A 21,185-nucleotide genomic window follows, 5' to 3' on the forward strand; every position below is an offset into this window, starting at 1 on the left:
CTACTAAAAAATTACATAATAATAATACCACAAAAAAATAAATTTGAATATAATTTTATTCTAAATATATCAGCTGCAATATATAAAATTGCAAATCTTTCACTTCATTTTTTATACTTTTATAACTTTTTAGAATTATAAATTTCCATTATCTTAACTGCAACTTCATTGGAAGATAAAAAATCAATATTTATATCAAAATCTGATGCTCTTTTATAAAGTTCTCTTCTCTCTTCAAGTAGTAATTTGATTTTTTCATAATAATTATCACAATTTAGCAAAGGTCTTTTATGAATTTCACTTTCTAAATTTTCTTTTATTTTTGATACACTGCCATTTAAGTGAAAAATTAAACCTTTCTTCTTTAAATTTAAAATATTTCTTTCATCTTTTACAACTCCACCACCTGTAGCTATAACACACCCGTCTAACTTAGATATCTCTTCTATCACAATTTTTTCTAAATTTCTAAAATATTCTTCACCATATTTTTCAAATATTTTATTTATAGACATCCCGGTTTTCCTAATTATTTCATCATCAGAATCAATAAATTTCATATTAAATTTTTTAGCCAATAATCTTCCTACTGTAGTTTTACCTGTACCCATAAACCCAATTAAAACTATATTTTCTCTCATTATCTCACCTTAATGTCTAGGATTTTTAGATACTATATCTATTGCATTAATAAGAGCCTTCATAACATCTACACAAAATTGCATATCCATTTCATAAACTTTTTCATAAAGTCTTCCTTTTTCACTGACAATATAATGCGGTTTTAAATTATTAAGAGCTATAGCTTTAATATCCATTTGACACTTTTCACATTTACATATGTCTTCAAAACCACTCAATAGCTCAGGTAATATACGGTCAATAACTACTTCCATATAATTTTTGAGAAAAACTTTCATGCTATTATCCCCCTAATTTTCTTTTTTCCAATTTCTAAAATATACTTGATTTGTAAGTGTTATTTCTTCACTACCAACACTGCTGGTAATAAATATTTTTATACCTCTAACTTTTTCAAGTTCTGTCTTATCTCCCCCTATGAGTTCTATTTTAAAATCCTTTATGCCAACAGCATATTGATTTGTATTAAATTTATCTTTTTTATAATAATCTTTAATATCAAAACCCAAAGGAATTTCTAATTTTGATGTTCGATATAGTTTATCTTCCTTATATTCATACTTTATGTAGACATCTCTTTCTTCATCATATATTTTGAAAACTAATGTTTTAACCGGATATTTATTCCCTATCCTATTTCCCAAATCCGCTACTACTAATGCTTCTGCTTCCATTATATTTTCTACTAATTCATTCATTGCAATTTGAGCTTGATATTGAGCTTCTATTTGATTATCACTTTTTATAAATGTTTTATAATTAGACAGAAAAAAAGAAAAAACAGCAGATAAAATTATTCCCATTATTGCTATTGATATTAAAACTTCAACCAATGTAAATCCATGCTTATTATTCAAATATTTCACCTTTTAACAGCACCCTTCCAGTAACAGGAATGATTGTTATTTCCATATATTTACCTGTATTTATGTCTTTTATTCTAACCGTTCCAGCATAGCTCGGCGTACCGTTATGATTAAAATGTATAATAGAATAATCTAAAGCACCATCATCAAAGTTATCTAACAATATCAAATTTGAATCTAAATACTCTGTTTTAAGTGTAGCTATGCCTCTTTTTACAGAATAACGGTCTTTTTTTATTACTATATAATAAAGACTGTCTTCTGTCATATTAATAATCCTAATATTTCTAATCTCTTGACATAGTTTTGCTGAAAAAATTTTTAAATTACATCTATTTATCTTCAACATAGGCTCTACTATAATAAATATTGTTAAAATAATAACTAGTGTTATAATAAGTTCTATCACTGTATAACCCTTTTTTATTTTTATTATTTTAAACATAATTGCCACCTGCTAAAAATATATCTATGATAATCTTACATCTTGTGGCAATATAAGTCAATTATTTGCATATTTTTATAAAATAATTAGGAAATGGAATTTCCATTTCCCAATTATTTAAACAATTCTTTAAAGCAAACCAGGTAATTTTACAACCTTAATATTAATTTCAACAGGCGAATCTTTCAAATCTACTTCCGAGCCATTAATTTTATATTTAATAATATTCAAATTAAATTCACTTGAATTTCCTAATTCATTATCGTTAACCTTAATAGGAACTAAAATAGTATACTCCCCTGATTCTATAGGTGAATCTTTATCTATTGATATTATTAAATTACCATTTTGATTTATTGTAGACATAACATTTATATCTTCAATATTTTTACCCGTATCTGTTTTTATAATTTTAACATTATCATCAAAAATTGAAATTGTATTCAAATTTATATCACTATCAGCATTTTTAGTTAAATCTAAAACAAATTCTAAATCATTTACAGGTACATTTATTTTAAAATTAAATTTTATATCTTCAACAGTTTTTTGCATTATTTTCGTTTGATTATTATTATATTTACTATAAATTTTCAAAGAAGTATTATCTGACATAATCTTGTAATTTAGTTCAGCTATGTTATTATATTCATTAACTACAACTATTTTTAAGCTGTTCATACCGTGAATTAATTCAACTTGTTGAACATATTCTCCATTATCTGTTAATCTATTTTCTCCCAGCAATATATCATTTAATGTAATTTCTCTTATTATAGAATTTTCTTGTGTAACTATTTTTATATTTCCTTCTCTATTATTATTTTCATTTATATTATCACTAATGTCTATTTCATTAATTTGTATAAGAGGAACTTTCTCTTCAACTTCATTCTGAAAATAATCTATAGCCTTTACAATTATATAATTTCCTACTAAATCTTCTTTATTTAATTCTATATCAAAAGAACCTTTTGTATTTCTTGTATATTTTCCTAAAGAATTTCCATTTACATCCATAATTTCTATTTGAGCAGGTTCATCAATATCTATATTTAATCTATAAATTTTATCAGATTCAAAACTGTTTGATATTTTTGCTTTAATTTCAGGCGGCTGATTTTCATATACTGAAATTTCTGATTCAGGAAAATATTTAATAGTATTTACTGTACCGTCAATATCTGTATATCTAATAAATGAAGTATCATTTTCACCTAATACAAACCTGCCTGTTTCCTTTGCTCTTAAAGTTATTTCAAACTCAAAAGGTTCTGCTTCAAACTGATTAGTTTCTTTATTCAAGTTATAATTAATACTTCCTATATCTCCTATTACTTTTTGTCCTCTTATTTCCATATTTTGTGGAACATTTACTATTTCTATATTATCAGGAAATGTTTCCTCAAAATAAATACTGTGAATTGGTAAATCACTGGCAATCTGCTGAGATAACTTATCATAAACTTCATCTAGAGCTTTATCATCTACAGCTTTTTTATAATATCCATTACACTCATTTGCAATTTCCTTTAACTTGTTTGAATTACTATCTCTGGAAAAAGCTATAAAAAATGCATCAATAATAGGCGTATCACTATTTCCAATCATGTTAGAAACCTTTTTTGCATATTCTAAAGAATAATTATTATAATCATTTGTACCCCAATTTACAAAACAATTTATAGAACTATCATTATCCATCTTATAAACTGGGTTTGATATGGCAGAAACCATAATAGAATAATTATCTCCTACTAATTCACCTATAGAAGGAGTCCATATATCCCAAAACCATTTTTTTCTATATCTTATACTATCAAAAGAAAATGCAGTAGGTTCACCATCAGTTAAAAAGACAATATATTTTCTTGCATTATCACTGCCGCTATTTAATAAAGTATAATAAGCTTTTCTCAATCCATCTCCAATATTTGTTCCTCCACCAGCCTTTAAATTATCTATTTGTTTATTCAACTTATCATATCTATCTGTAAGTTTGACTAAATCCTGTTTAACAGATGCAAAGTTATTGTATTCAATTAAAGCTATTTTTATCGATGGATCGTACTTTAACTTATCTATAAAATGTTTAGCAGCTTTTTTAGCTATTTTCATTCTGCTTTGTCCATAATTACCACCATCTAAATTCCAATTCATACTGCCTGAAGTATCCATTACCAAAACAATTTCTTTATCTTTCAAATATACATCAGGCGAAATTTGACCTGCAGGTATCGGCTGAGGCTGAAATTTATACCTCACTTTAAATTCTTCACCTACAAGTACTTGACTTTTTTCAACAGACCTTACCATATTAACTGGTGCTTTAACATTAGGTTTTTGATAACTCAAAGCATAATCTGCACTTGGAAATATACAGCCTAACATCAAAAATAAAATAATAACTATAGCTGTATTTTTCTTCATCTTCTAATCTGCCTCCTTTCAATCATTTCTCTATCTTCCATCCTCTTACTTCTATCAAGTCTGAATAATTCTTATAAGACGATATATCGCTCTCATTTTCAAATCCTAAAGATTCTTCCACTATTTTTACTTCTACATCTCTATCATAAGTTATGATTTTATCTCCACTTCCTTCAAAATATATACTGCCTTCTGACGCTATTATACCTTTAAAATTGATTTCACCACTTATGTGTATATCACCCTTACTTATAATCAATCCATATACTTCTCTATCACTAGGAATATTAATAATTTTCCCATAATTTCCTATTGTAATAGAATTGCTTCCATTATTTATATAAACTAATTTAATTGCATTATCTTCCTTTACAATCTCATTTACTAACTTTGAAGGATATTCTAATAATACTTGAGTAGTTTTTGTCATTTCATTATATTTATTTACAATAGCTTCTTTCATTGTATTATAGAGACTATCATTAAATTTATTATCTACCTTACCATTCGATATATAAATTCCTGTTGTATGAATTACTTTATCTTTAGGCAAATTCACACCTTTAACATTTAATATTGAATCTGAATTTTTAGCAACTTCTTTAATTATAGATGTCTTACTCTTTCCTGCTCCATTAAATACTTTGAGGTCTTTTCCATCAAATTTATCTACATATTTTAACTTTAAACTATCTTTATCAGTATAAAAATAATAATAATCTCCATACTCATATTTTTCTCTATCATCTAAATACTTGTTAACTGAATCTGTATAGGCTATATAATTCCCAATTATCGATACACTTTCTCCCGTTTGATACTCTTTTTTATTTTCGTCTCTTTTTTCATTTTTTTTATATAAATTATCAATATAAGACGTTCCTCCTATTAATATACCGCTTTCAAATTCATTATTTTCTGACTTTTCTCCTGTTATAGTAAGACTTGAACCACCCTGTTCTCCTATATCTATACTGTTAATTATTATTGCACTACTATCGTCATGAGTTGAAGTCAAGCTGCTTCCATCAGAAAAACCATAATAACTTCCATATATATTTATTTGAGAAGATATTCCATTTAGCTCTAAATCATCTTCTGTAAAAACTCTAAATTTATTAGATTCTCCTTTTTCAAAACTGCCTACAATTAAACTTGAATTAGATGAATTTTTAGTAATTTCTAATGTATTGCAAAATACATCTGTATTAAAGTTAGCTTTTATATTTTTTCCGTCAATTTCAACATTTTTAGGAGTAGATATTTTATCTATTGTATCATCATTATTATCTTTATTTACACAAACGGTCCCACTTTTTATAACAATTCCTCTGCCATTATTTTTTCCGCCTGCATGAACACTACCATTTACTGTAACTTTAGAAGACTGTTTAAAGATAATATCTCCCATAGCTGTTAGTACATTATCCGTAAAACTTTTAGCCTTTAGCTCATTTAAGTTATATAACTTTGTGTCATACTGTTTATAATAAGGCTTGTTCATTTTATATTTATCATCTTTATTTGGAATTTTTATTGAAAATCTTTGAGATATACTCTTTTCTATACCATCAATCGGAGTATAAGTAGATTTTATTTTCATACTTAAAGTATCAGAATTACTCGAAAACTCATCAACTTCAGAAATATCAATCGATACATTATATAAATAAGAAGCATTATTTATTTTCTCAATCAATTTTTCTTTTTCATTTCCTTCCGGTGGCTTACCTTCTATCTTAGTAGTAAGATAATTTTTATAAGAAGTTTCAAAAAGCTGACTTAATTTCTCTTGAAGCCTAATCTCATCAACTATTTTTTTTCCATTATCATCTGTATACGTACATTCTTCTTTTAGCTTATCAAAATCATCTTCTAATTTCTTGTTTGCATAATCTACAGCATTTTTGACTTCTAACTCTATTATCGCATGTACTTCTTCTAATCCCGATTCTGCTAAATATAGAGATTTTTTTACATCTTCATTTACCAGTTTCATCTTAAAATTAGTTAGAGCTAATGACATAATCGTACTGCCCAACATCATAAGTATCATCATATAAAATACAATCATTATGAGGGATGAACCTTTATTTGAATTTATATACTTTCTTATCATAATATACCCACTACCTAACTATTTAACTTTTTTTATAGTGTTTAATTCAGTTACAGTTTCTGAATTTTTTGATATATTTGCCTTAATCTTTAAAAGTCTATTTTGATTATTTTCGGTATCAAAACTGTTATCACTTCTTACTCTACAATACAATCCATCAATTATTTTTGCTCTTCCCTGAATAATATCTATACTTACATCATTATTATTGCTAAATCCTTCACTTATCATCTTTACTATGTGAATAGTTATCTCCTTTTCAGTTTTTATTTTAATTTTAAAATTTTTTACTAACTCATAATTTTCATCTTGATCATAACATTCTATTTTAATTGCATTTTTTGTATAACCTACACTTTTCCCATCGTATTCAATATAATTATCTGTTATAGTTAAAATCAAATTTTGCATGAGTTCTGATGATGAACGCTTAGAATCTGAAGGAATAGAATAAATTTTAACTTCATTAGGTTTATCTTCTTCTATAGTTATAATAGCCGAATAATAAGAATCTGGATTTGCCTGATTTTCTAATATTTCATATCTTTTGAATTGAGATATTATATTGCCATTTATAGAATAATTACCATTTATTTCATATTTTTCATTTTCTCTTGAAGCCTCAACTACATTTTGAGCTAAATTTACTGCTATAAGCTTATCTTTAGCTTTTGTATCTATTTTCACAGCCATCAAAAACATATTAGATAATGGAACTATTATTATAGATAAAATTGCTATAGATACTAGAAGTTCTATTAAACTCAAACCTTTCTCACTCTTTATAATCTTAAACAAAACATCATCCTTCCTCTATCTATGAATTACAATGTTTCCCTTCTTAGTAGCTATATTAATTCTAGGTTTTTCAGGATCATCATTTGATATATTTACTTCTAACTTTAAATCTGTATCGTTTATTAATGATAAATATACACCGCTATTATCATTTTCTTCTTTTCTTAAAGAACTGACTATCCTCAAAACTATATTTTTGCCAATTGGAATAAATGGAATCATATCATCTTTATAATTTTTAGGCATACTTTGAAGCTGTGTTTTGTATTTATAATAATATTTTCCATTATGTTTCATAAATCTAAATTCAACTTTTTCTATACCCGCATTATCGCCATATATGTATGAATTACCACTATTGTCATTTGAACGTCCTATGACAACTGTAGGCAAATCTGCAGTAATAGGCCTTAATCCCATATAAAAATCAAAATTTTCTCTAGCTACTTTACTGCCATTCGAAACAAAAGTTTGAAAATCATCTGTCTTTCCTCTTACATTATATCCTTTAAAATATTTAAAAGGATTATCTACACCATAATCACCAGACATACGTAAAATGCTTTCTTCTTTACTTACGACATAAGGAATTAAGTAATAATCTAATGTAATAATTCCTCTAAGCAAATTTGATTCCATATTTATAGATATATTTTTAACAACTGTTCTCTTTGTTTTAAATTCTAACTGAGTTAAAAAGTCCATTAATTCACTAAAACTATTTCTTTCAAAAACTATATTTGCAGTTATCTTTTTTACTTTATCAGTTTTATCATCTTTATTTTCTTTATCTATTTTTTTTTCTGTAATTTTATTTCCTATCTCTTGATACATATTTGAGTACTGTTCTAATAAGCTTTTTTCTTCTTTCTTTTTTTCATTACTGCCAATTTCTTCTTTTTTAGGTTCTGTAAAAGAAATGCTTACTACTTTTAAATTGGATTTTTTTATTATACTATCTAATTCAACAATTATATCTTCTTGAGCTTCATCTGAATAAAAATTTCTTTCAGCAAGCAATATTTTAGAATTCAAAATTTTATACTCTTTATATATTTTATTCTTTGGTGAGAGTATTTTTTCAAAATTTAATTTGTTTTTCTCCATTTCTTCTACTTGCATTTGAAGTTTAACTATTTTTTCATGCTGTGGAGTATATATAAATTTATAATATCCAAACACAATAACTATTCCTATGAGAAACAGCAGCATATTTTTTTCTCTTTTACTCAACTTCATCCTCTGTCACATCCCTAAAATAACATTTAACTGTAAATACTAAATTGTCTGTTTGACTGTGCTCTTTGCTAATCACATTTACATTGACATTAGAAAAATACCCTAAATTTTTCAAATTATGCAGAAATTCAGCAATTAATATCCTGTTTACTGTTACCCCCTGTAAATATATTTCTCTTGAATTTGCATTTAATGAAGTAATAAACATCTTTTTAGGCATTACATTTTTTATATCATTTATGACATCACTATTTATATTATCAGTACTATCTATTCTATCTATTATTCTCGTAAGACTACTGTAATACATATTCAATATTTCAGCTTTCTTTTCTATATTCTTATATTCATTTAATTTTTCCTTTACATCTTTTGAACTCAAATACTCTTTTAACAAATCAAGTCTTGCTTCAAGTGATTTTATCTTTTTATAATTATAAATAAAAACTCCAACACTAGTAGAAAAAATTATAATAATCACCAGAGTTAATGACGTATATTTTTTAAGTACATCCCTTCTCTTTTGAGTATACTGTGAAAAGAAATTTATATCTCTCATACTTTCACCTACCTTCTTATAATTGCTGCTATACAATTTAAATACTGGTCAATGTCTATTTCCGAACAGTCTTTTGAAAATTTTACAGCACTTAATTCTTCGAGCTTAAAGGTAGGTATGCCTAATCTATCTTCCATATAATTAACTAAACCCTTAATTCTTGAACTTCCACCGTAAATATAAACTTGATCTACTCTATTTCCCATATTTCTACTTGTATAGTATTGAAAAATTCTCTGTATTTCACGTATCCATGCATCTATGTTAGATAAAAATATTTCATTTATCACAGTAGGATGAGAAAGTGTCCCATTCGAAAATTCTATACTGCCATGTTCTTTTTTTTCAATGTCAGCTTTTTCTAAAGATAAATTGTAAGATTTTGCAATATTCATATTTATATCTTTTCCACCGAGGGGAATCATCCTATTGAATTTAAGTAATCCCTTTTCTATTATGATTACATTTATATATGAATGACCTAAATCTATAAGTACAACAGTTTTACCCAAACTGTAATTTTCACTATTTACTTTTATTTCATTATCAAATAATTTTGATACTGCATTTGAATGGATATCTAACGAAACAGGTTTTAATTTTAAATCTTTAACTAGATTATAATATTTCTCAGAAATGTCTCTAGGAAGGACTGCAACTAGCACTCTCAATTTTTTTACATCTTCTTCAGTAAATTCTTTTAATACTCTATATTCTACTGCATATTTATCAAACTCTATTGGAATTTGCTGCTCTATTTCAAACTTAATCATAGAATCAAGCTCTTTTGCTTTAACGAAAGGTAAAATTAATTCTCTAGTAATTAAAGATGTACTTCCTACTGTACATACCATATTTTTTACCTTTACTTTTTCTTTTTTTATATAATTATCTATTACATTTTTTATACTATCAGTATCTAAAATGATGCCATCTTCATATGTCCCTGATGGTGTTTCAAAAGAAAATGCCTTTTCAATGTAAACCACTTTATTTTGAAATTTTCCTACAACTATTTTTGTACTGTATGAACCTATATCTAATGATATAACTTTATTTGAAAACAACTTGTCCACCTCACAATTATCAGCCTATAAAGCTAATATACCAATGTATAATTTGACTTCCGTACAGCATAGTTATAAAGCTTGCTGTAGCTATAAATGGTCCAAATGGAATAAAATCTTTTCTACTTTTAACTTTAAGTATCAGTAAAAATATAGAAAAAACTGCTCCAATTACAAAAGAAATAAAAGTAATCAGCAGTATATTTTTCCATCCTAATGCAAAACCCAAAATGCCCATTAATTTAATATCTCCTCCACCCATTGCTCCATTGGTTGCAACAGCTATTATTAAAAATAATCCTCCACCAATAATTAAACCTAAAAGTCCATCAAAAAAATAAATTTTTAATTTGTATAAATTAAATATAATACTAACTGCAAGTCCTAATACTACTAATCTGTCGGGTATAATTTGAAACTTTAAATCTATAAAAAAAATTACTATTAAAAGACTTGAAAAAATTGCATACTTTATGAATAAAAATCCAAAACTGTACTCATAATACAAAAGTAAATATAAAACTGCATTTAACAGTTCAACAATTGGATACTGTGGAGAAATTTTTTCTCCACAGTATCTGCATCTGCCCTTTAAAAACAAATAGCTAAACACAGGTATTAAATCTAATATATTTAATTTTGTGCCACACACTGTGCAATGTGAAGGCGGATATACAATAGACTCATTTTGCGGTATACGGAATATACATACATTTAAAAATGAACCTATTAAAATTCCAAAAACTATAATTACACAAATCATTTTCAATCCTCTTTTATTATGCTTTTATAAAATCAAAATAAATAGAAATAAAATTTGTTATCTTCTATTGGTCATATAAAGTTTTTTCTTCACCATTTACAACTGCTTTGATAGTTATTTTAGCAATATCATCACCATCAACATCAACGGTAACTTTCCAAGTTCCACTACTACCACTTTGAATCTCAGGTACTTTTTCTAAATAATCTTTGTTTACTAATTTCTTTCCTATTCCAGAACCACTTTTAAGTTCCTGTTCTGTATTATCTACAAAATCTTTATCATTCCCTTCTTCTAAATCTCCTGCAACCCAAGCTGTTTGAATTTGTCTTGCTATCATAGCTGCATTTGCTTCATCTACACCTTGTCTACTTCTATTTAAAACACCTGTAAATCTTGGTATCGCAAGAGTAGCTAATATTCCTAATACTGCTATAACTACAATAAGCTCAACCAATGTAAAACCTTTCTTATTTTTTAACTGCTTTCTAATTTTTTGCAACATAATTTTTCCTCCTTTAAAGTATAAATTTTAAAAGTTTTTAGTTTTTTTCATTTTAGTTAATAATTAAACTTCTAAACTTCCCACCTCCCACAGCTTAATTAAAATTTTACTGTATTAATCATATCAAACATAGGAAGTACCATAGAAATAACTATAGCACCTATTACTAAAGCCATGATTACTATCATAAGAGGCTCCAGCAAAGTAATCATCTTCTGAAGCGATACTTCAACTTCTTCATCATAATAGTTTGCAGTTTTATCGAGTATTTCATCAAGAGCCCCAGAGTCCTCACCTATCTTTATCATAGATATAACCATTGGCGGAAAAAAACCAATACGGCTAATGGTATTAGCCAATTCTGTTCCCTTCCTAACTTCTTCCTTTGCACTAATAAGTCCCTTTTCTACAATTTTGTTTTGGACTATTTTTGATACAACTTCTAATGCCTGTATAAGTGGAATACCGCTTGATAAAAGAGTTGAAAGTGTTCTGGTAAAACGTGAAGTAACTACTTTTTGAGTAGTTCCTCTAACTACTGGTATTTTCATTTTTATATTATCAAATAAAACTTTTCCACTTTCTGTTTTAATATATATTTTCAATATATAAACACCTACTGCTGTAGCAATTATTACAGCATACCAAAAACTTTTTAAAAAATCACTTATTGAAAGTAAAATTCTAGTCGGCAGAGGAAGTTTTACTCCTGAACCTTCAAACATTCCTACAAATGTCGGCATTACAAATGTCAAAAGAAATGTAACTATTCCTAAAGATACTATACTCAAAATTATAGGATATACCATTGCACCCTTTACTTTATTCTGTATTTTATTTTCTTTTTCATAATGATTTGCCATTCTCTCCATTATAATATCCAGTGTACCACTGACTTCTCCCGCTTCAATCATGTATATGAATAGTTCAGGAAAAATATCATCATGTTTTTTCATAGCTTCTGATAAAGCAGCACCTTTTTGTACATCTTCATATACTTGTTCAATAACTTTTTTAAGTTTTTTATTTTCAGTTTGACGCCTGAGTATATCCAGACAATTTATTATAGTTACACCTGCATTGAGCATGACATAAAATTGCCTACAAAATATTGATATATCTTTTATTTTAACTTTATTAAATATCTTAAAACTCTTTATATCTTTACTTTTATGCACCTCTTCTACAAAAATTGGAAAATATTTTTTTCCTTTAAGCATATTTATAACTTGATTTTTTGTAGAAGTTTCATAAACTCCATCAATCTTTTCACCACTACTGCTCACTGCCTTATATTTAAATATGGGCATAAATCCACCCCTTTATCTTTAACATCTGTTTAAAAATTTTATAATTTTACACAATATATATGCCCAAAATTTACATATTAAAACCCAATAAATTTTTCTAACATCTCTCTTTCAACTGCATAATTAAGTGCTGTCTGTCTACTTATAATTCCTCTATTGTAAAGCTCACTTATAGAACTGTCCATAGTTTTCATTCCATATCTCAATCCAGTCTGTACTATTGTCTGCATCTGATGAGTTTTACCTTCTCTTATGAGATTGCGTATAGCTGTCGTTGCAATCATTATTTCAAGTGCAGCTACACGCCCATCACCATCTTTTTTAGGTAATAACTGCTGAGAAATTATCCCTTCTAAAACTGTAGAAAGTTGAATTCTAATCTGATGCTGCTGATAAGGCGGAAATACATCTATTATTCTATCTACAGTTTTAGCTGCACCTATTGTATGTAAAGTAGACATTACTAGATGTCCAGTTTCTGCAGCAGTTATAGCAGTAGATATAGTTTCCAAATCCCTCATTTCCCCTACTAAAATAACATCAGGGTCTTGCCTTAATGCAGCTCTTAAAGCATCTGCATAACTAGATGAATCATTGCCTATTTCTCTCTGATTGACAATACTTTTTTTATGTTTATGAAGATACTCTATCGGGTCTTCTAAAGTCAAAACATGACAGGTTCTATTATTATTAATATAATCTATCATAGCAGCCAATGTAGTAGATTTTCCACTTCCAGTTGGTCCTGTCACTAAAATAAGTCCTCTCTTTTTACTTGCCAACTCTTTTATAACAGGCGGCAATCCCAATTCTTCAATAGAAGGTATTTTTAAAGCAACTACTCTAATAGCCATTCCAAAACTTCCTCTTTGTTTGTAGACATTTACTCTAAACCTGCCTAATCCAGTACTTGAAAAAGAAAGGTCTACTTCTCCTTTTTCTTGAAGTTTTTTAAACTGATTTTCAGTAAGTACTTGTTTAACAAGTCTATTCGTATCATCTGGAGTTAATATTTTTTCTCCATATCTTTCTAATCTGCCATTTATTCTTATAATCGGTGGCACTCCAACTGTTATATGCAAATCTGAAGCATTCATTTCTACTGTTTTTTTTAACAAATCCAGCATATCCATAAATAATCCCACCTAATCTAAACTATAAGTAATTTTCAATAATTCTTCTATTGTAGTTATTCCCTCTAAAACTAATTCTACACAGCTCTCTTTAAGGGTTATCATACCTTTCTTTATTGAAATATCCCTCAAAATATCAGCACTTTTCCTATTATCTATCTCTATTCTCAACTTTTTATCTATTGGCATGATTTCATGTATAGCTGTTCTCCCTTTATAACCTGTATTGTTACAGACACTACATCCTCTACCTCTATACAAAAAAATATCTTCTTCTTGCTGTATACCCAATAAATCTTTTTCGAAACTACTAGCTGTATACTTTTCCTTACATTCATCACATATTTTTCTAACTAACCTTTGTGCTACAACACCCACTAAAGAAGTAGATACAAGATAAGGTTCTATACCCATATCCATAAGTCTTACAATAGTTGATGCCGTATCATTAGTATGCATTGTACTCAAAACAAGATGTCCAGTTATAGCTGCTCTTACTGCTATCTTAGCCGTTTCTACATCTCTTATTTCTCCAATCATTATTATATCTGGGTCTTGTCTTAAAATTGACCTTAATGCATTGGCAAAAGTAAGCCCCGCTTTTAGATTTACAGAAACTTGATTTATTCCATGAATTTTGTATTCTACTGGGTCTTCCACAGTTATAATGTTTTTGTTTGTAGTATTCAATTCTCTAAGAATTGTATATAGTGTAGTAGTTTTTCCACTTCCAGTTGGTCCTGTTACTAATATAATTCCATTAGGATTCTTTATAATGGAATCAAATAACTTTAAATTTCCTTTTGAAAAACCTAATTCCTCTTTTGTTTTTAAAAAGTTACTTCTATCTAATAGTCTTATAACTACTTTTTCTCCATAAACAGTCGGCAAAACCGATATACGCAAGTCAACATCTCTGCCATCAATAAGTATCTCTACTCTACCGTCTTGCGGTATCCTCTTTTCTGCAATATCCATTTTAGCCATAATTTTAATTCTAGTTACAATTGCTGAATGAGTCGATTTAGATGGAGACATAATTTCCTGCAAATCCCCGTCTATTCTAAATCTCACACGAACATTCTTTTCAAATGGTTCTATATGTATATCACTTGCTTTTGCCTTAATAGCCTGTTTTATAATTGAATTAACAAGTCTAACTACTGGTGCATTATTAATTTCATTTAAAATATTTTCATCTATTTCAGTAATATCGTCAACATCATACTGTTTTTTAAAATCTTCTATTGCCTTTTCTGCACTCTGTTTTCCATAATATCCATCTATAGCATTCAAAATTCCCTGTGTCGTCGATATAACAGGTTCTACATCTAAACCAGTAGCTATTCTAACATCATCTATTGCATATATATTTAGAGGATCAGCCATTGCTAAAACTAATTTTCCCCTATCTTTTTTTATAGGTATAATCAAATGACGTCTTGCCAAATTTTCACTTATAAGTTTTGGTATTTCAGGGTCAATATAATATTTATCAAGGTCCATATGAGGTATACCTAATTGAAATTCTAAAACCTCAATAATTTGTTTTTCCGTTATCAAACCCTGCTGTATTAAAATCTCACCAAGTTTTTTTCCCGATTTCTTTTGAAGTTTTAAAGCTTCTTCTAACTCCTCACGAGTAATTAGCCCTGCATCAACCAACAAATCGCCTAATCTTTTTCTACCGTTCATAAACCCACCCTCACAAAATTCCCTATAAATAAATAAAACTAACTATAAATCATAGTTAGTCGGTTACGCCACTGCATCAATATGGGATAAGGCGTCCAAATTTGCCCATATATCATCTGCTCTCAACTACTACATAATCAAGTTTATATTACTATTTTATCGTAAGCTCTGATAATATTCAATATTTAACTTTTTTTAATCTTTCTTCGCAAATTTATTATCCATTTTGTTATTTATTAAACAATTTATTTTCCATTTTTTCATTTTATAACATTTTTATTCCTGTGTCTATAACATTTAATCATAGACCACTAAATCACCTTAATAATGAATAGGACAATTTAAAAAATGCATAAAATTTTACTGAGGTGAGGGCATTGAAAATACACTTGTATTATAAAGGTATAAAATTTGAAAATTTGTCTAAAAAAAAACAAGAAGAAATAAAAAATAATATAACAAATATAGTTAAAAAAAATGCAACAAGACAACTAATAAAAATGTTAAATGAAGGAAAATCAGCATCAGAAATTAAAGATTTTTTAGGAATAGATTAAGTAAAATTTTATTTAACACTTAAACCCTACAATTTATATTTATAATATTGTCTTTTTAAGAGTATAGCAAATGAAATTCTTATGACAATAAGAGCTGGCAAAAAGAAGAAAAATGAAGTCTCTATTCAAGAACCTATAGGCGTAGATAAAGAAGGGAATGAAATATCTTTAATAGATATTTTAGGAACTGACACAGATTCAGTTGTTGATGAAGTAGAACTAAAATTACAGATAAAAAATTTATACAAAAAAATGACTAATGTCTTAAAAAACAGAGAAAAAATAGTAATAGAACATAGATATGGATTAGCTAATGGTGGCTGTAAAACTCAAAGAGAAATAGCTAAAATGTTAGGAATTTCTCGCTCATATGTTTCAAGGATAGAAAAAAAAGCTCTAAACAAATTAAAAAAAGCTTTTAATAATTGTAGCTTAGAAGACCTAAAAAAATAAAGGTCTTCTTACTATTTTTTGAATATAAATTTTAAAATAAAATTTGAAAGTTATAAATATATATCATCTAAAATATACAATAAATAGATAATTTTTTTTAAAAACATATAATGAAATGTAAAAATAGACATAAAAGGTGATACTTATGAAAGGTGCAATATATTCTAGAAAATCTAAATTTACAAGTAAAGGTGAATCAACTAAAAATCAAATAGAAATGTGTAAAGAATATGCAAAAAATCATTTTAATATTAATGAATTTATTATTTATGAAGACGAAGGCTTTTCAGGTGGAGATGCTAAAAGACCTGAATTTATAAAAATGCTCGAAGATGCAAAAAAAAATAAATTCAAAATACTCATCTGCTATAGGCTTGACCGCATTAGTAGAAATATATCAGATTTTTCTAACCTCATTGAACTGCTTCAAAATAATGGAATATCTTTTGTATCTATAAGAGAACAATTTGATACCTCTACTCCTATGGGTAGAGCTATGATGTATATAGCATCTGTTTTTGCACAACTTGAACGCGAAACCATAGCTGAAAGAATTAGAGATAATATGCTTCAGCTCGCAAAGACTGGAAGATGGCTCGGCGGAAAAACTCCAACCGGATATGAAAGCAAACCAATAACATATATAGATTCTAATATGAAACAGAAAAAAATGTTTAAATTATCTCCTATAGAAGAAGAACTAAAAATAGTAGAAAAAATATACAGTAAATATATAGAATTTCAAAGCCTGTCTAAACTTGAAACATACTGCATACAAAAAGGCATAAAATCAAAAAATGATAAATATTTTACCAAATATACACTTAAAACTATTTTAACAAACCCCGTATATGCTAAAGCTGATACGGATATTTACAACTATTTTCTTGAAAAAGGTGCTCAAATTGCAAGTTCTAAAAGCGAATTCAATGGCAACTACGGTATAATGGCTTATAATAAGAAAAATGTAAAAAAGGGGAAATCTGTAAAAGATAAAGATATTTCCGAATGGATAATTGCTGTTGGAAAGCATAAAGGCATTATATCAGGTAAAGACTGGATATTAGTACAAAATAATCTTATTAAAAATAAATCAAAAGCTCCAAGACAAGGAACTTCTAATACTGCTCTTTTAAGTGGTTTAATTAAATGTAAAAAATGTGGTTCTTTTCTTAGGGTTAAATATGGAAGCAGAATAAAAGGATGTAATGAAAGATACCATTATTATGTTTGTAATAATAAAGAAATTTCTAGGGGAAAATTATGCAATATCAACAACTTAGTTGGCAGACATGCAGATGAAAAAGTAGCAGATATGTTAAAAGAAATGATAAAAAATGGAATAATTGATGATATAGATAAAATAAAAAAAGATTTAAAAAATGAAGAATTTCAAAATAAAAAAATACTAAAAAAAATAAATGAAAATAAATTGACTATTCAAAACCTGCTGGAACAATTAAAACAAAACAAAAGTGAAATCGTAGCAAAATATATATTCAGTGAAATTGAAAAAATAGATAGAGAAAATGAAAATCTCAAATCTAAACTAAATAATAAAACTACAGAAGACGAAATTTTCAATATTGAAATTTTAAAAAATACAATGATTAAATTTTTAAATACTTATGATAAATCAAGCTTTAATCAAAAAAGAAATATGTTAAAATCCATAATTGAAAAAATTGAATGGGATGGTGAAAACCTCTATATACACATATTATAAAAATCCATAAATTCGTAAACTTCCTCATTGCATTTTGTATGTATAGCATTTTCAATACATCTTGCTGCATAAGTTGCCAATCTCGTACCTTTACTAGCATCAAATGTTGTTATTGCCTTTATTAATCCTATTGTTCCTATTGAAATTAAATCATCTATATTATACCCTGAGTTATGATATTTTTTTACTACATGGGCAACTAATCTAAGATTTTTTTCAATTAGTATATTCTTTGCTTCATTATCTCCTTGAGAATAAAGCATTAAATACTTTTCTTCTTCTTCTGGAGATAAAGGCTTTGGAAAAGAAGTATTATTTGATACAAATGAGACTACTAAAAATAAAAATTTCATTAAAAAAAATGAAAATTTCGGAAAACTTAACCACATGTAGTTTTACACCTCCAAAATTAAGGTCATTTTAAATTATATGTTTTTTATATATCAATTGTGCATGTCTTTGACATTATTTTTTATCAATAACCCATTTCAATAAGTCTTTTAGCTATATTTTTAAATATAGGTGCTGCAAATTTTCCACCACTTCCTTTTCTTTCAGCTATTATCGTTATAACATATCTTGATTTTTTTCCATCAAAAAAACCAGTAAACCATGCATGGACTGTTTTTTGCCCTCCTACAACTGTTTCAGCTGAACCAGTTTTGCCAGCAACTTCAATATCATCTATCTTAGCTGATCTTCCAGTTCCTTCCTCAACTGTTTGAATCATCATATCCTTTATTTTTTGTGCTGTATCTGATGAAATAACTCTATTGATACTGTCTTTTTTAAATTTCTTTTTGATTTTCCCATTATCACTTATGATTTCCTTAACTAATCTCACTCCCACATCTACTCCATTATTTGCAATTATATTGGTAAATTTAGCCACTTGAAGAGGAGTTACTTCCAAACAACCCTGTCCTATAGAAATATTCCCTATACCAGCTCCTTTAACATAATCCTCTGTTGGAAGTACTCCTTCGGTTTCTTTATCTATTTTTATTCCGGTTTTTTTTCCTAATCCGAATTTTTTAGCCATATTTAATATTTCTTCTCCACCTAAAATTTGTCCGATTTGAATAAAAACAGAATTACATGAAGCTGCAAATGCTTGTTTTAAATTCAAATTGCCATGTCCGCCTTTTTCATAACTGTGACATTTAATAATTATATCTTTACCTAATTTTTCATATCCCTTACAGTAAAAATTCTGCTGCATGTCTACTAATTTTTTTTCAATAGCTGCTGCTGCAACTATTATTTTAAAAATTGACCCGGGTGGAAATGATATTTGTACAGCTTTATTATATAATTCCATATTATTGCTGTTTAAATAATTTGCTACATTATCCGGATCGAAATTTGGTCTGCTTACCATTGCCAAAATGTCGCCACTCTTACTATCGAGAACTACAACACTTCCATCAAAATTATATTTATCAAATTCCTTTTCACTAATTTTTTGAATATTATAGTCTATGGTTGTTACTATATTTTCTTTTTTATTATCATCTTCTTTATATACTGCATAGCCAAATCCCGGAATAATTCTGTTCTTTGCATCTTTTACTACACTAATTACAGTTCCTCTATCTTTTGTAAGCTCTGTGTCAAAATACTTTTCTAATCCCGACATTCCAGCATTTTCAGATTCTTTTATATATCCTATTATATGAGATGCCAATTTACTTCCATCATATCTCTTTGTAATCTCCACTGTCTGTATACCCATACTTAATAATTCTCTAAGTATATCTATATCATAATATTTTATCAGCAGTTTTTTATATCTATCTTTTTTAGATAAAACTTTTTTCAACGTTTCTACATCAAGTTTCGTTGATATGCTTAAAAGATTTAAAACTTTATCATTTAATTTTATACTTGGATGTATAATAATATAATCTTCTTTTACCCTACTAGTTAAAGGTATATAATTCCTATCATAAATCTTACCTCTTTTGTCTACAATACTGACTGTTTCACTCCACTGTTTTACAGCCATTTGCCTTAAATCATTCCCTTTAATAATTTGTATATAGCATAATCTTCCTATTAAACAAATTAAAATAACTGTTACTAACGTAAACATTATAGTAAGTCTTTTTCTCAATTTTTTTAATCCTTTTTCAGACTTATCTTTGTTATCTTTAACAGACATAAAAAAACACCTTCTCACAACTGAAATTAACTATTTAAAATTATTTCCAGTTATGAAAAGGTGTATACCTTTATTAGCAATTAAATATTTTGTTTTTCCTGAATTATAGATTTAACTTTTGTTACTACTATATCAATAGCTACTTTATTATATCCACCTTCAGGTATAATAATATCAGCATATTTTTTTGTAGGTTCAATAAATTGCTGATGAGCTGGTTTTACCGTAAAAAGATATTGATTTATTATTGACTCAAGAGTCCTACCTCTTTCTTTCATATCTCTTATAATCCTTCTTATTACTCTAACATCAGCATCTGTATCTACAAATATTTTTATATCCATTAAGTCTCTAAGTCTTTTATCTTCTAATATCATAATACCTTCTAACATTATTATATCTCTCGGCTCTACTTTAATTGTTTCATCTTTTCTAATATGATTTGTAAAATCGTATATAGGTTTTTCTATCGGTTGTCCATTTAAAAGAGCATTTAAATGCTCTAATAAAAGTTCGGTGTCAAATGCTAAAGGGTGATCATAGTTCATCTTTGTTCTTTCTTCAAACGATAAATGCCTTTGGTCTTTATAATAAGCATCCTGCTCAATTACCGCAATGCTATTTTCTGGCAAAGATTTATAAATAGCTTTTGCTACAGTACTTTTTCCTGAACCAGTTCCACCAGTAATTCCTATTATAATAGGTTTTTTCAAC

General features: G+C 27.4%; 21 protein-coding genes. 3 read left to right on the forward strand and 18 right to left on the reverse strand.

Annotated elements, in window-relative coordinates; genetic code table 11:
* Window positions 1-119: 119 nt before the first annotated feature.
* The 15 genes from BUA90_RS01365 to gspE all read right to left on the reverse strand — a co-directional run bounded on the left by BUA90_RS01365 (window position 120) and on the right by gspE (window position 15,571).
* Entirely contained in the window at window positions 120-641 is a 522-nt protein-coding gene (locus BUA90_RS01365) for a shikimate kinase (RefSeq protein WP_072965584.1), read from the reverse strand.
* Between the two features lie 9 nt (window positions 642-650).
* Window positions 651-920, reverse strand: a complete 270-nt coding sequence (locus BUA90_RS01370; protein ID WP_072965585.1) for a late competence development ComFB family protein — start codon at window positions 918-920, stop codon at window positions 651-653.
* Between the two features lie 12 nt (window positions 921-932).
* Window positions 933-1,499, reverse strand: coding sequence for a PilW family protein (locus BUA90_RS01375; protein WP_159429981.1), 567 nt, complete (start codon window positions 1,497-1,499; stop codon window positions 933-935).
* On the reverse strand, window positions 1,492-1,953 hold the full coding sequence (locus BUA90_RS01380) for a hypothetical protein (RefSeq protein ID WP_072965587.1): 462 nt from the start codon (window positions 1,951-1,953) through the stop codon (window positions 1,492-1,494). The genes BUA90_RS01375 and BUA90_RS01380 overlap by 8 nt, the downstream gene beginning before the upstream one ends.
* Before the next feature lie 129 nt (window positions 1,954-2,082).
* The gene (locus tag BUA90_RS01385) at window positions 2,083-4,383 is read right to left on the reverse strand and encodes a vWA domain-containing protein (RefSeq protein WP_072965588.1); all 2,301 of its coding nucleotides are present in this window, start codon (window positions 4,381-4,383) and stop codon (window positions 2,083-2,085) included.
* Window positions 4,384-4,405: 22 nt separating this feature from the next.
* On the reverse strand, window positions 4,406-6,502 hold the full coding sequence (locus BUA90_RS01390; RefSeq protein ID WP_072965589.1) for a hypothetical protein: 2,097 nt from the start codon (window positions 6,500-6,502) through the stop codon (window positions 4,406-4,408).
* Between the two features lie 18 nt (window positions 6,503-6,520).
* Window positions 6,521-7,300 (reverse strand): type IV pilus modification PilV family protein, encoded by a 780-nt coding sequence (locus BUA90_RS01395; protein WP_072965590.1) that lies wholly within the window; start codon window positions 7,298-7,300, stop codon window positions 6,521-6,523.
* A gap of 15 nt (window positions 7,301-7,315) precedes the next feature.
* A complete protein-coding gene (locus BUA90_RS01400) occupies window positions 7,316-8,539 on the reverse strand; it encodes a hypothetical protein (protein ID WP_072965591.1) in 1,224 nt (407 codons plus the stop codon).
* A complete protein-coding gene (locus tag BUA90_RS01405) occupies window positions 8,526-9,098 on the reverse strand; it encodes a PilN domain-containing protein (protein WP_072965592.1) in 573 nt (190 codons plus the stop codon). The genes BUA90_RS01400 and BUA90_RS01405 overlap by 14 nt, the downstream gene beginning before the upstream one ends.
* Window positions 9,099-9,106: 8 nt before the next feature.
* Window positions 9,107-10,165: a type IV pilus assembly protein PilM gene (gene pilM / locus BUA90_RS01410; protein WP_072965593.1), complete on the reverse strand. Its 1,059-nt coding sequence runs from the start codon at window positions 10,163-10,165 to the stop codon at window positions 9,107-9,109.
* Between the two features lie 19 nt (window positions 10,166-10,184).
* Window positions 10,185-10,928 carry a prepilin peptidase gene (locus tag BUA90_RS01415; RefSeq protein WP_072965594.1) on the reverse strand — a complete coding sequence of 248 codons (744 nt, stop codon included), beginning with the start codon at window positions 10,926-10,928 and terminating at the stop codon, window positions 10,185-10,187.
* Between the two features lie 64 nt (window positions 10,929-10,992).
* Window positions 10,993-11,433 carry a prepilin-type N-terminal cleavage/methylation domain-containing protein gene (locus tag BUA90_RS01420; protein ID WP_072965595.1) on the reverse strand — a complete coding sequence of 147 codons (441 nt, stop codon included), beginning with the start codon at window positions 11,431-11,433 and terminating at the stop codon, window positions 10,993-10,995.
* A 98-nt stretch (window positions 11,434-11,531) separates the two neighbouring features.
* On the reverse strand, window positions 11,532-12,743 hold the full coding sequence (locus tag BUA90_RS01425) for a type II secretion system F family protein (RefSeq protein WP_072965596.1): 1,212 nt from the start codon (window positions 12,741-12,743) through the stop codon (window positions 11,532-11,534).
* Window positions 12,744-12,820: 77 nt separating this feature from the next.
* Window positions 12,821-13,876, reverse strand: coding sequence for a type IV pilus twitching motility protein PilT (locus BUA90_RS01430; RefSeq protein WP_072965597.1), 1,056 nt, complete (start codon window positions 13,874-13,876; stop codon window positions 12,821-12,823).
* A 12-nt stretch (window positions 13,877-13,888) separates the two neighbouring features.
* Window positions 13,889-15,571 carry a type II secretion system ATPase GspE gene (gene gspE, locus BUA90_RS01435; RefSeq protein WP_072965598.1) on the reverse strand — a complete coding sequence of 561 codons (1,683 nt, stop codon included), beginning with the start codon at window positions 15,569-15,571 and terminating at the stop codon, window positions 13,889-13,891.
* A gap of 377 nt (window positions 15,572-15,948) precedes the next feature.
* Here gspE and BUA90_RS01440 point away from each other — a divergent pair, with 377 nt between their 5' ends.
* From BUA90_RS01440 to BUA90_RS01450, 3 genes are all read left to right on the forward strand, one after another.
* The gene (locus BUA90_RS01440) at window positions 15,949-16,128 is read left to right on the forward strand and encodes a hypothetical protein (RefSeq protein WP_072965599.1); all 180 of its coding nucleotides are present in this window, start codon (window positions 15,949-15,951) and stop codon (window positions 16,126-16,128) included.
* Window positions 16,129-16,191: 63 nt separating this feature from the next.
* Window positions 16,192-16,581, forward strand: coding sequence for a sigma-70 family RNA polymerase sigma factor (locus BUA90_RS01445; RefSeq protein ID WP_278301751.1), 390 nt, complete (start codon window positions 16,192-16,194; stop codon window positions 16,579-16,581).
* 145 nt (window positions 16,582-16,726) lie between these two features.
* Complete coding sequence (locus BUA90_RS01450) at window positions 16,727-18,307, forward strand: recombinase family protein (protein WP_072965601.1); 1,581 nt, start codon at window positions 16,727-16,729, stop codon at window positions 18,305-18,307.
* Here BUA90_RS01450 and BUA90_RS01455 read toward each other — a convergent pair.
* The 3 genes from BUA90_RS01455 to udk all read right to left on the reverse strand — a co-directional run bounded on the left by BUA90_RS01455 (window position 18,289) and on the right by udk (window position 21,184).
* On the reverse strand, window positions 18,289-18,696 hold the full coding sequence (locus BUA90_RS01455) for a sigma-70 family RNA polymerase sigma factor (protein WP_072965602.1): 408 nt from the start codon (window positions 18,694-18,696) through the stop codon (window positions 18,289-18,291). The genes BUA90_RS01450 and BUA90_RS01455 overlap by 19 nt on opposite strands.
* A gap of 86 nt (window positions 18,697-18,782) precedes the next feature.
* Window positions 18,783-20,471 carry a peptidoglycan D,D-transpeptidase FtsI family protein gene (locus tag BUA90_RS01460; protein ID WP_072965603.1) on the reverse strand — a complete coding sequence of 563 codons (1,689 nt, stop codon included), beginning with the start codon at window positions 20,469-20,471 and terminating at the stop codon, window positions 18,783-18,785.
* An 80-nt stretch (window positions 20,472-20,551) separates the two neighbouring features.
* Window positions 20,552-21,184 carry a uridine kinase gene (udk, locus tag BUA90_RS01465; protein WP_072965604.1) on the reverse strand — a complete coding sequence of 211 codons (633 nt, stop codon included), beginning with the start codon at window positions 21,182-21,184 and terminating at the stop codon, window positions 20,552-20,554.
* Between the last annotated feature and the right edge of the window lies 1 nt (window position 21,185).

Source organism: Caminicella sporogenes DSM 14501 (genome assembly GCF_900142285.1).
In the GTDB taxonomy this organism is placed as follows: Bacteria; Bacillota; Clostridia; order Peptostreptococcales; family Caminicellaceae; genus Caminicella; species Caminicella sporogenes.

Excerpts from the sequence above, each read along its gene's own strand:
- BUA90_RS01415 (WP_072965594.1), bottom strand. The coding sequence starts at position 10,928 with ATGATTTGTGTAATTATAGTTTTTGGAATTTTAATAGGTTCATTTTTA.
- BUA90_RS01425 (WP_072965596.1), bottom strand. The coding sequence starts at position 12,743 with ATGCCCATATTTAAATATAAGGCAGTGAGCAGTAGTGGTGAAAAGATT.
- BUA90_RS01420 (WP_072965595.1), bottom strand. The coding sequence starts at position 11,433 with ATGTTGCAAAAAATTAGAAAGCAGTTAAAAAATAAGAAAGGTTTTACA.
- BUA90_RS01370 (WP_072965585.1), bottom strand. The coding sequence starts at position 920 with ATGAAAGTTTTTCTCAAAAATTATATGGAAGTAGTTATTGACCGTATA.
- BUA90_RS01450 (WP_072965601.1), top strand. The coding sequence starts at position 16,727 with ATGAAAGGTGCAATATATTCTAGAAAATCTAAATTTACAAGTAAAGGT.
- BUA90_RS01405 (WP_072965592.1), bottom strand. The coding sequence starts at position 9,098 with ATGAGAGATATAAATTTCTTTTCACAGTATACTCAAAAGAGAAGGGAT.
- BUA90_RS01455 (WP_072965602.1), bottom strand. The coding sequence starts at position 18,696 with ATGTGGTTAAGTTTTCCGAAATTTTCATTTTTTTTAATGAAATTTTTA.
- BUA90_RS01430 (WP_072965597.1), bottom strand. The coding sequence starts at position 13,876 with ATGGATATGCTGGATTTGTTAAAAAAAACAGTAGAAATGAATGCTTCA.
- BUA90_RS01400 (WP_072965591.1), bottom strand. The coding sequence starts at position 8,539 with ATGAAGTTGAGTAAAAGAGAAAAAAATATGCTGCTGTTTCTCATAGGA.
- BUA90_RS01460 (WP_072965603.1), bottom strand. The coding sequence starts at position 20,471 with ATGTCTGTTAAAGATAACAAAGATAAGTCTGAAAAAGGATTAAAAAAA.
- BUA90_RS01390 (WP_072965589.1), bottom strand. The coding sequence starts at position 6,502 with ATGATAAGAAAGTATATAAATTCAAATAAAGGTTCATCCCTCATAATG.
- gspE (WP_072965598.1), bottom strand. The coding sequence starts at position 15,571 with ATGAACGGTAGAAAAAGATTAGGCGATTTGTTGGTTGATGCAGGGCTA.
- BUA90_RS01380 (WP_072965587.1), bottom strand. The coding sequence starts at position 1,953 with ATGTTTAAAATAATAAAAATAAAAAAGGGTTATACAGTGATAGAACTT.
- BUA90_RS01365 (WP_072965584.1), bottom strand. The coding sequence starts at position 641 with ATGAGAGAAAATATAGTTTTAATTGGGTTTATGGGTACAGGTAAAACT.
- BUA90_RS01385 (WP_072965588.1), bottom strand. The coding sequence starts at position 4,383 with ATGAAGAAAAATACAGCTATAGTTATTATTTTATTTTTGATGTTAGGC.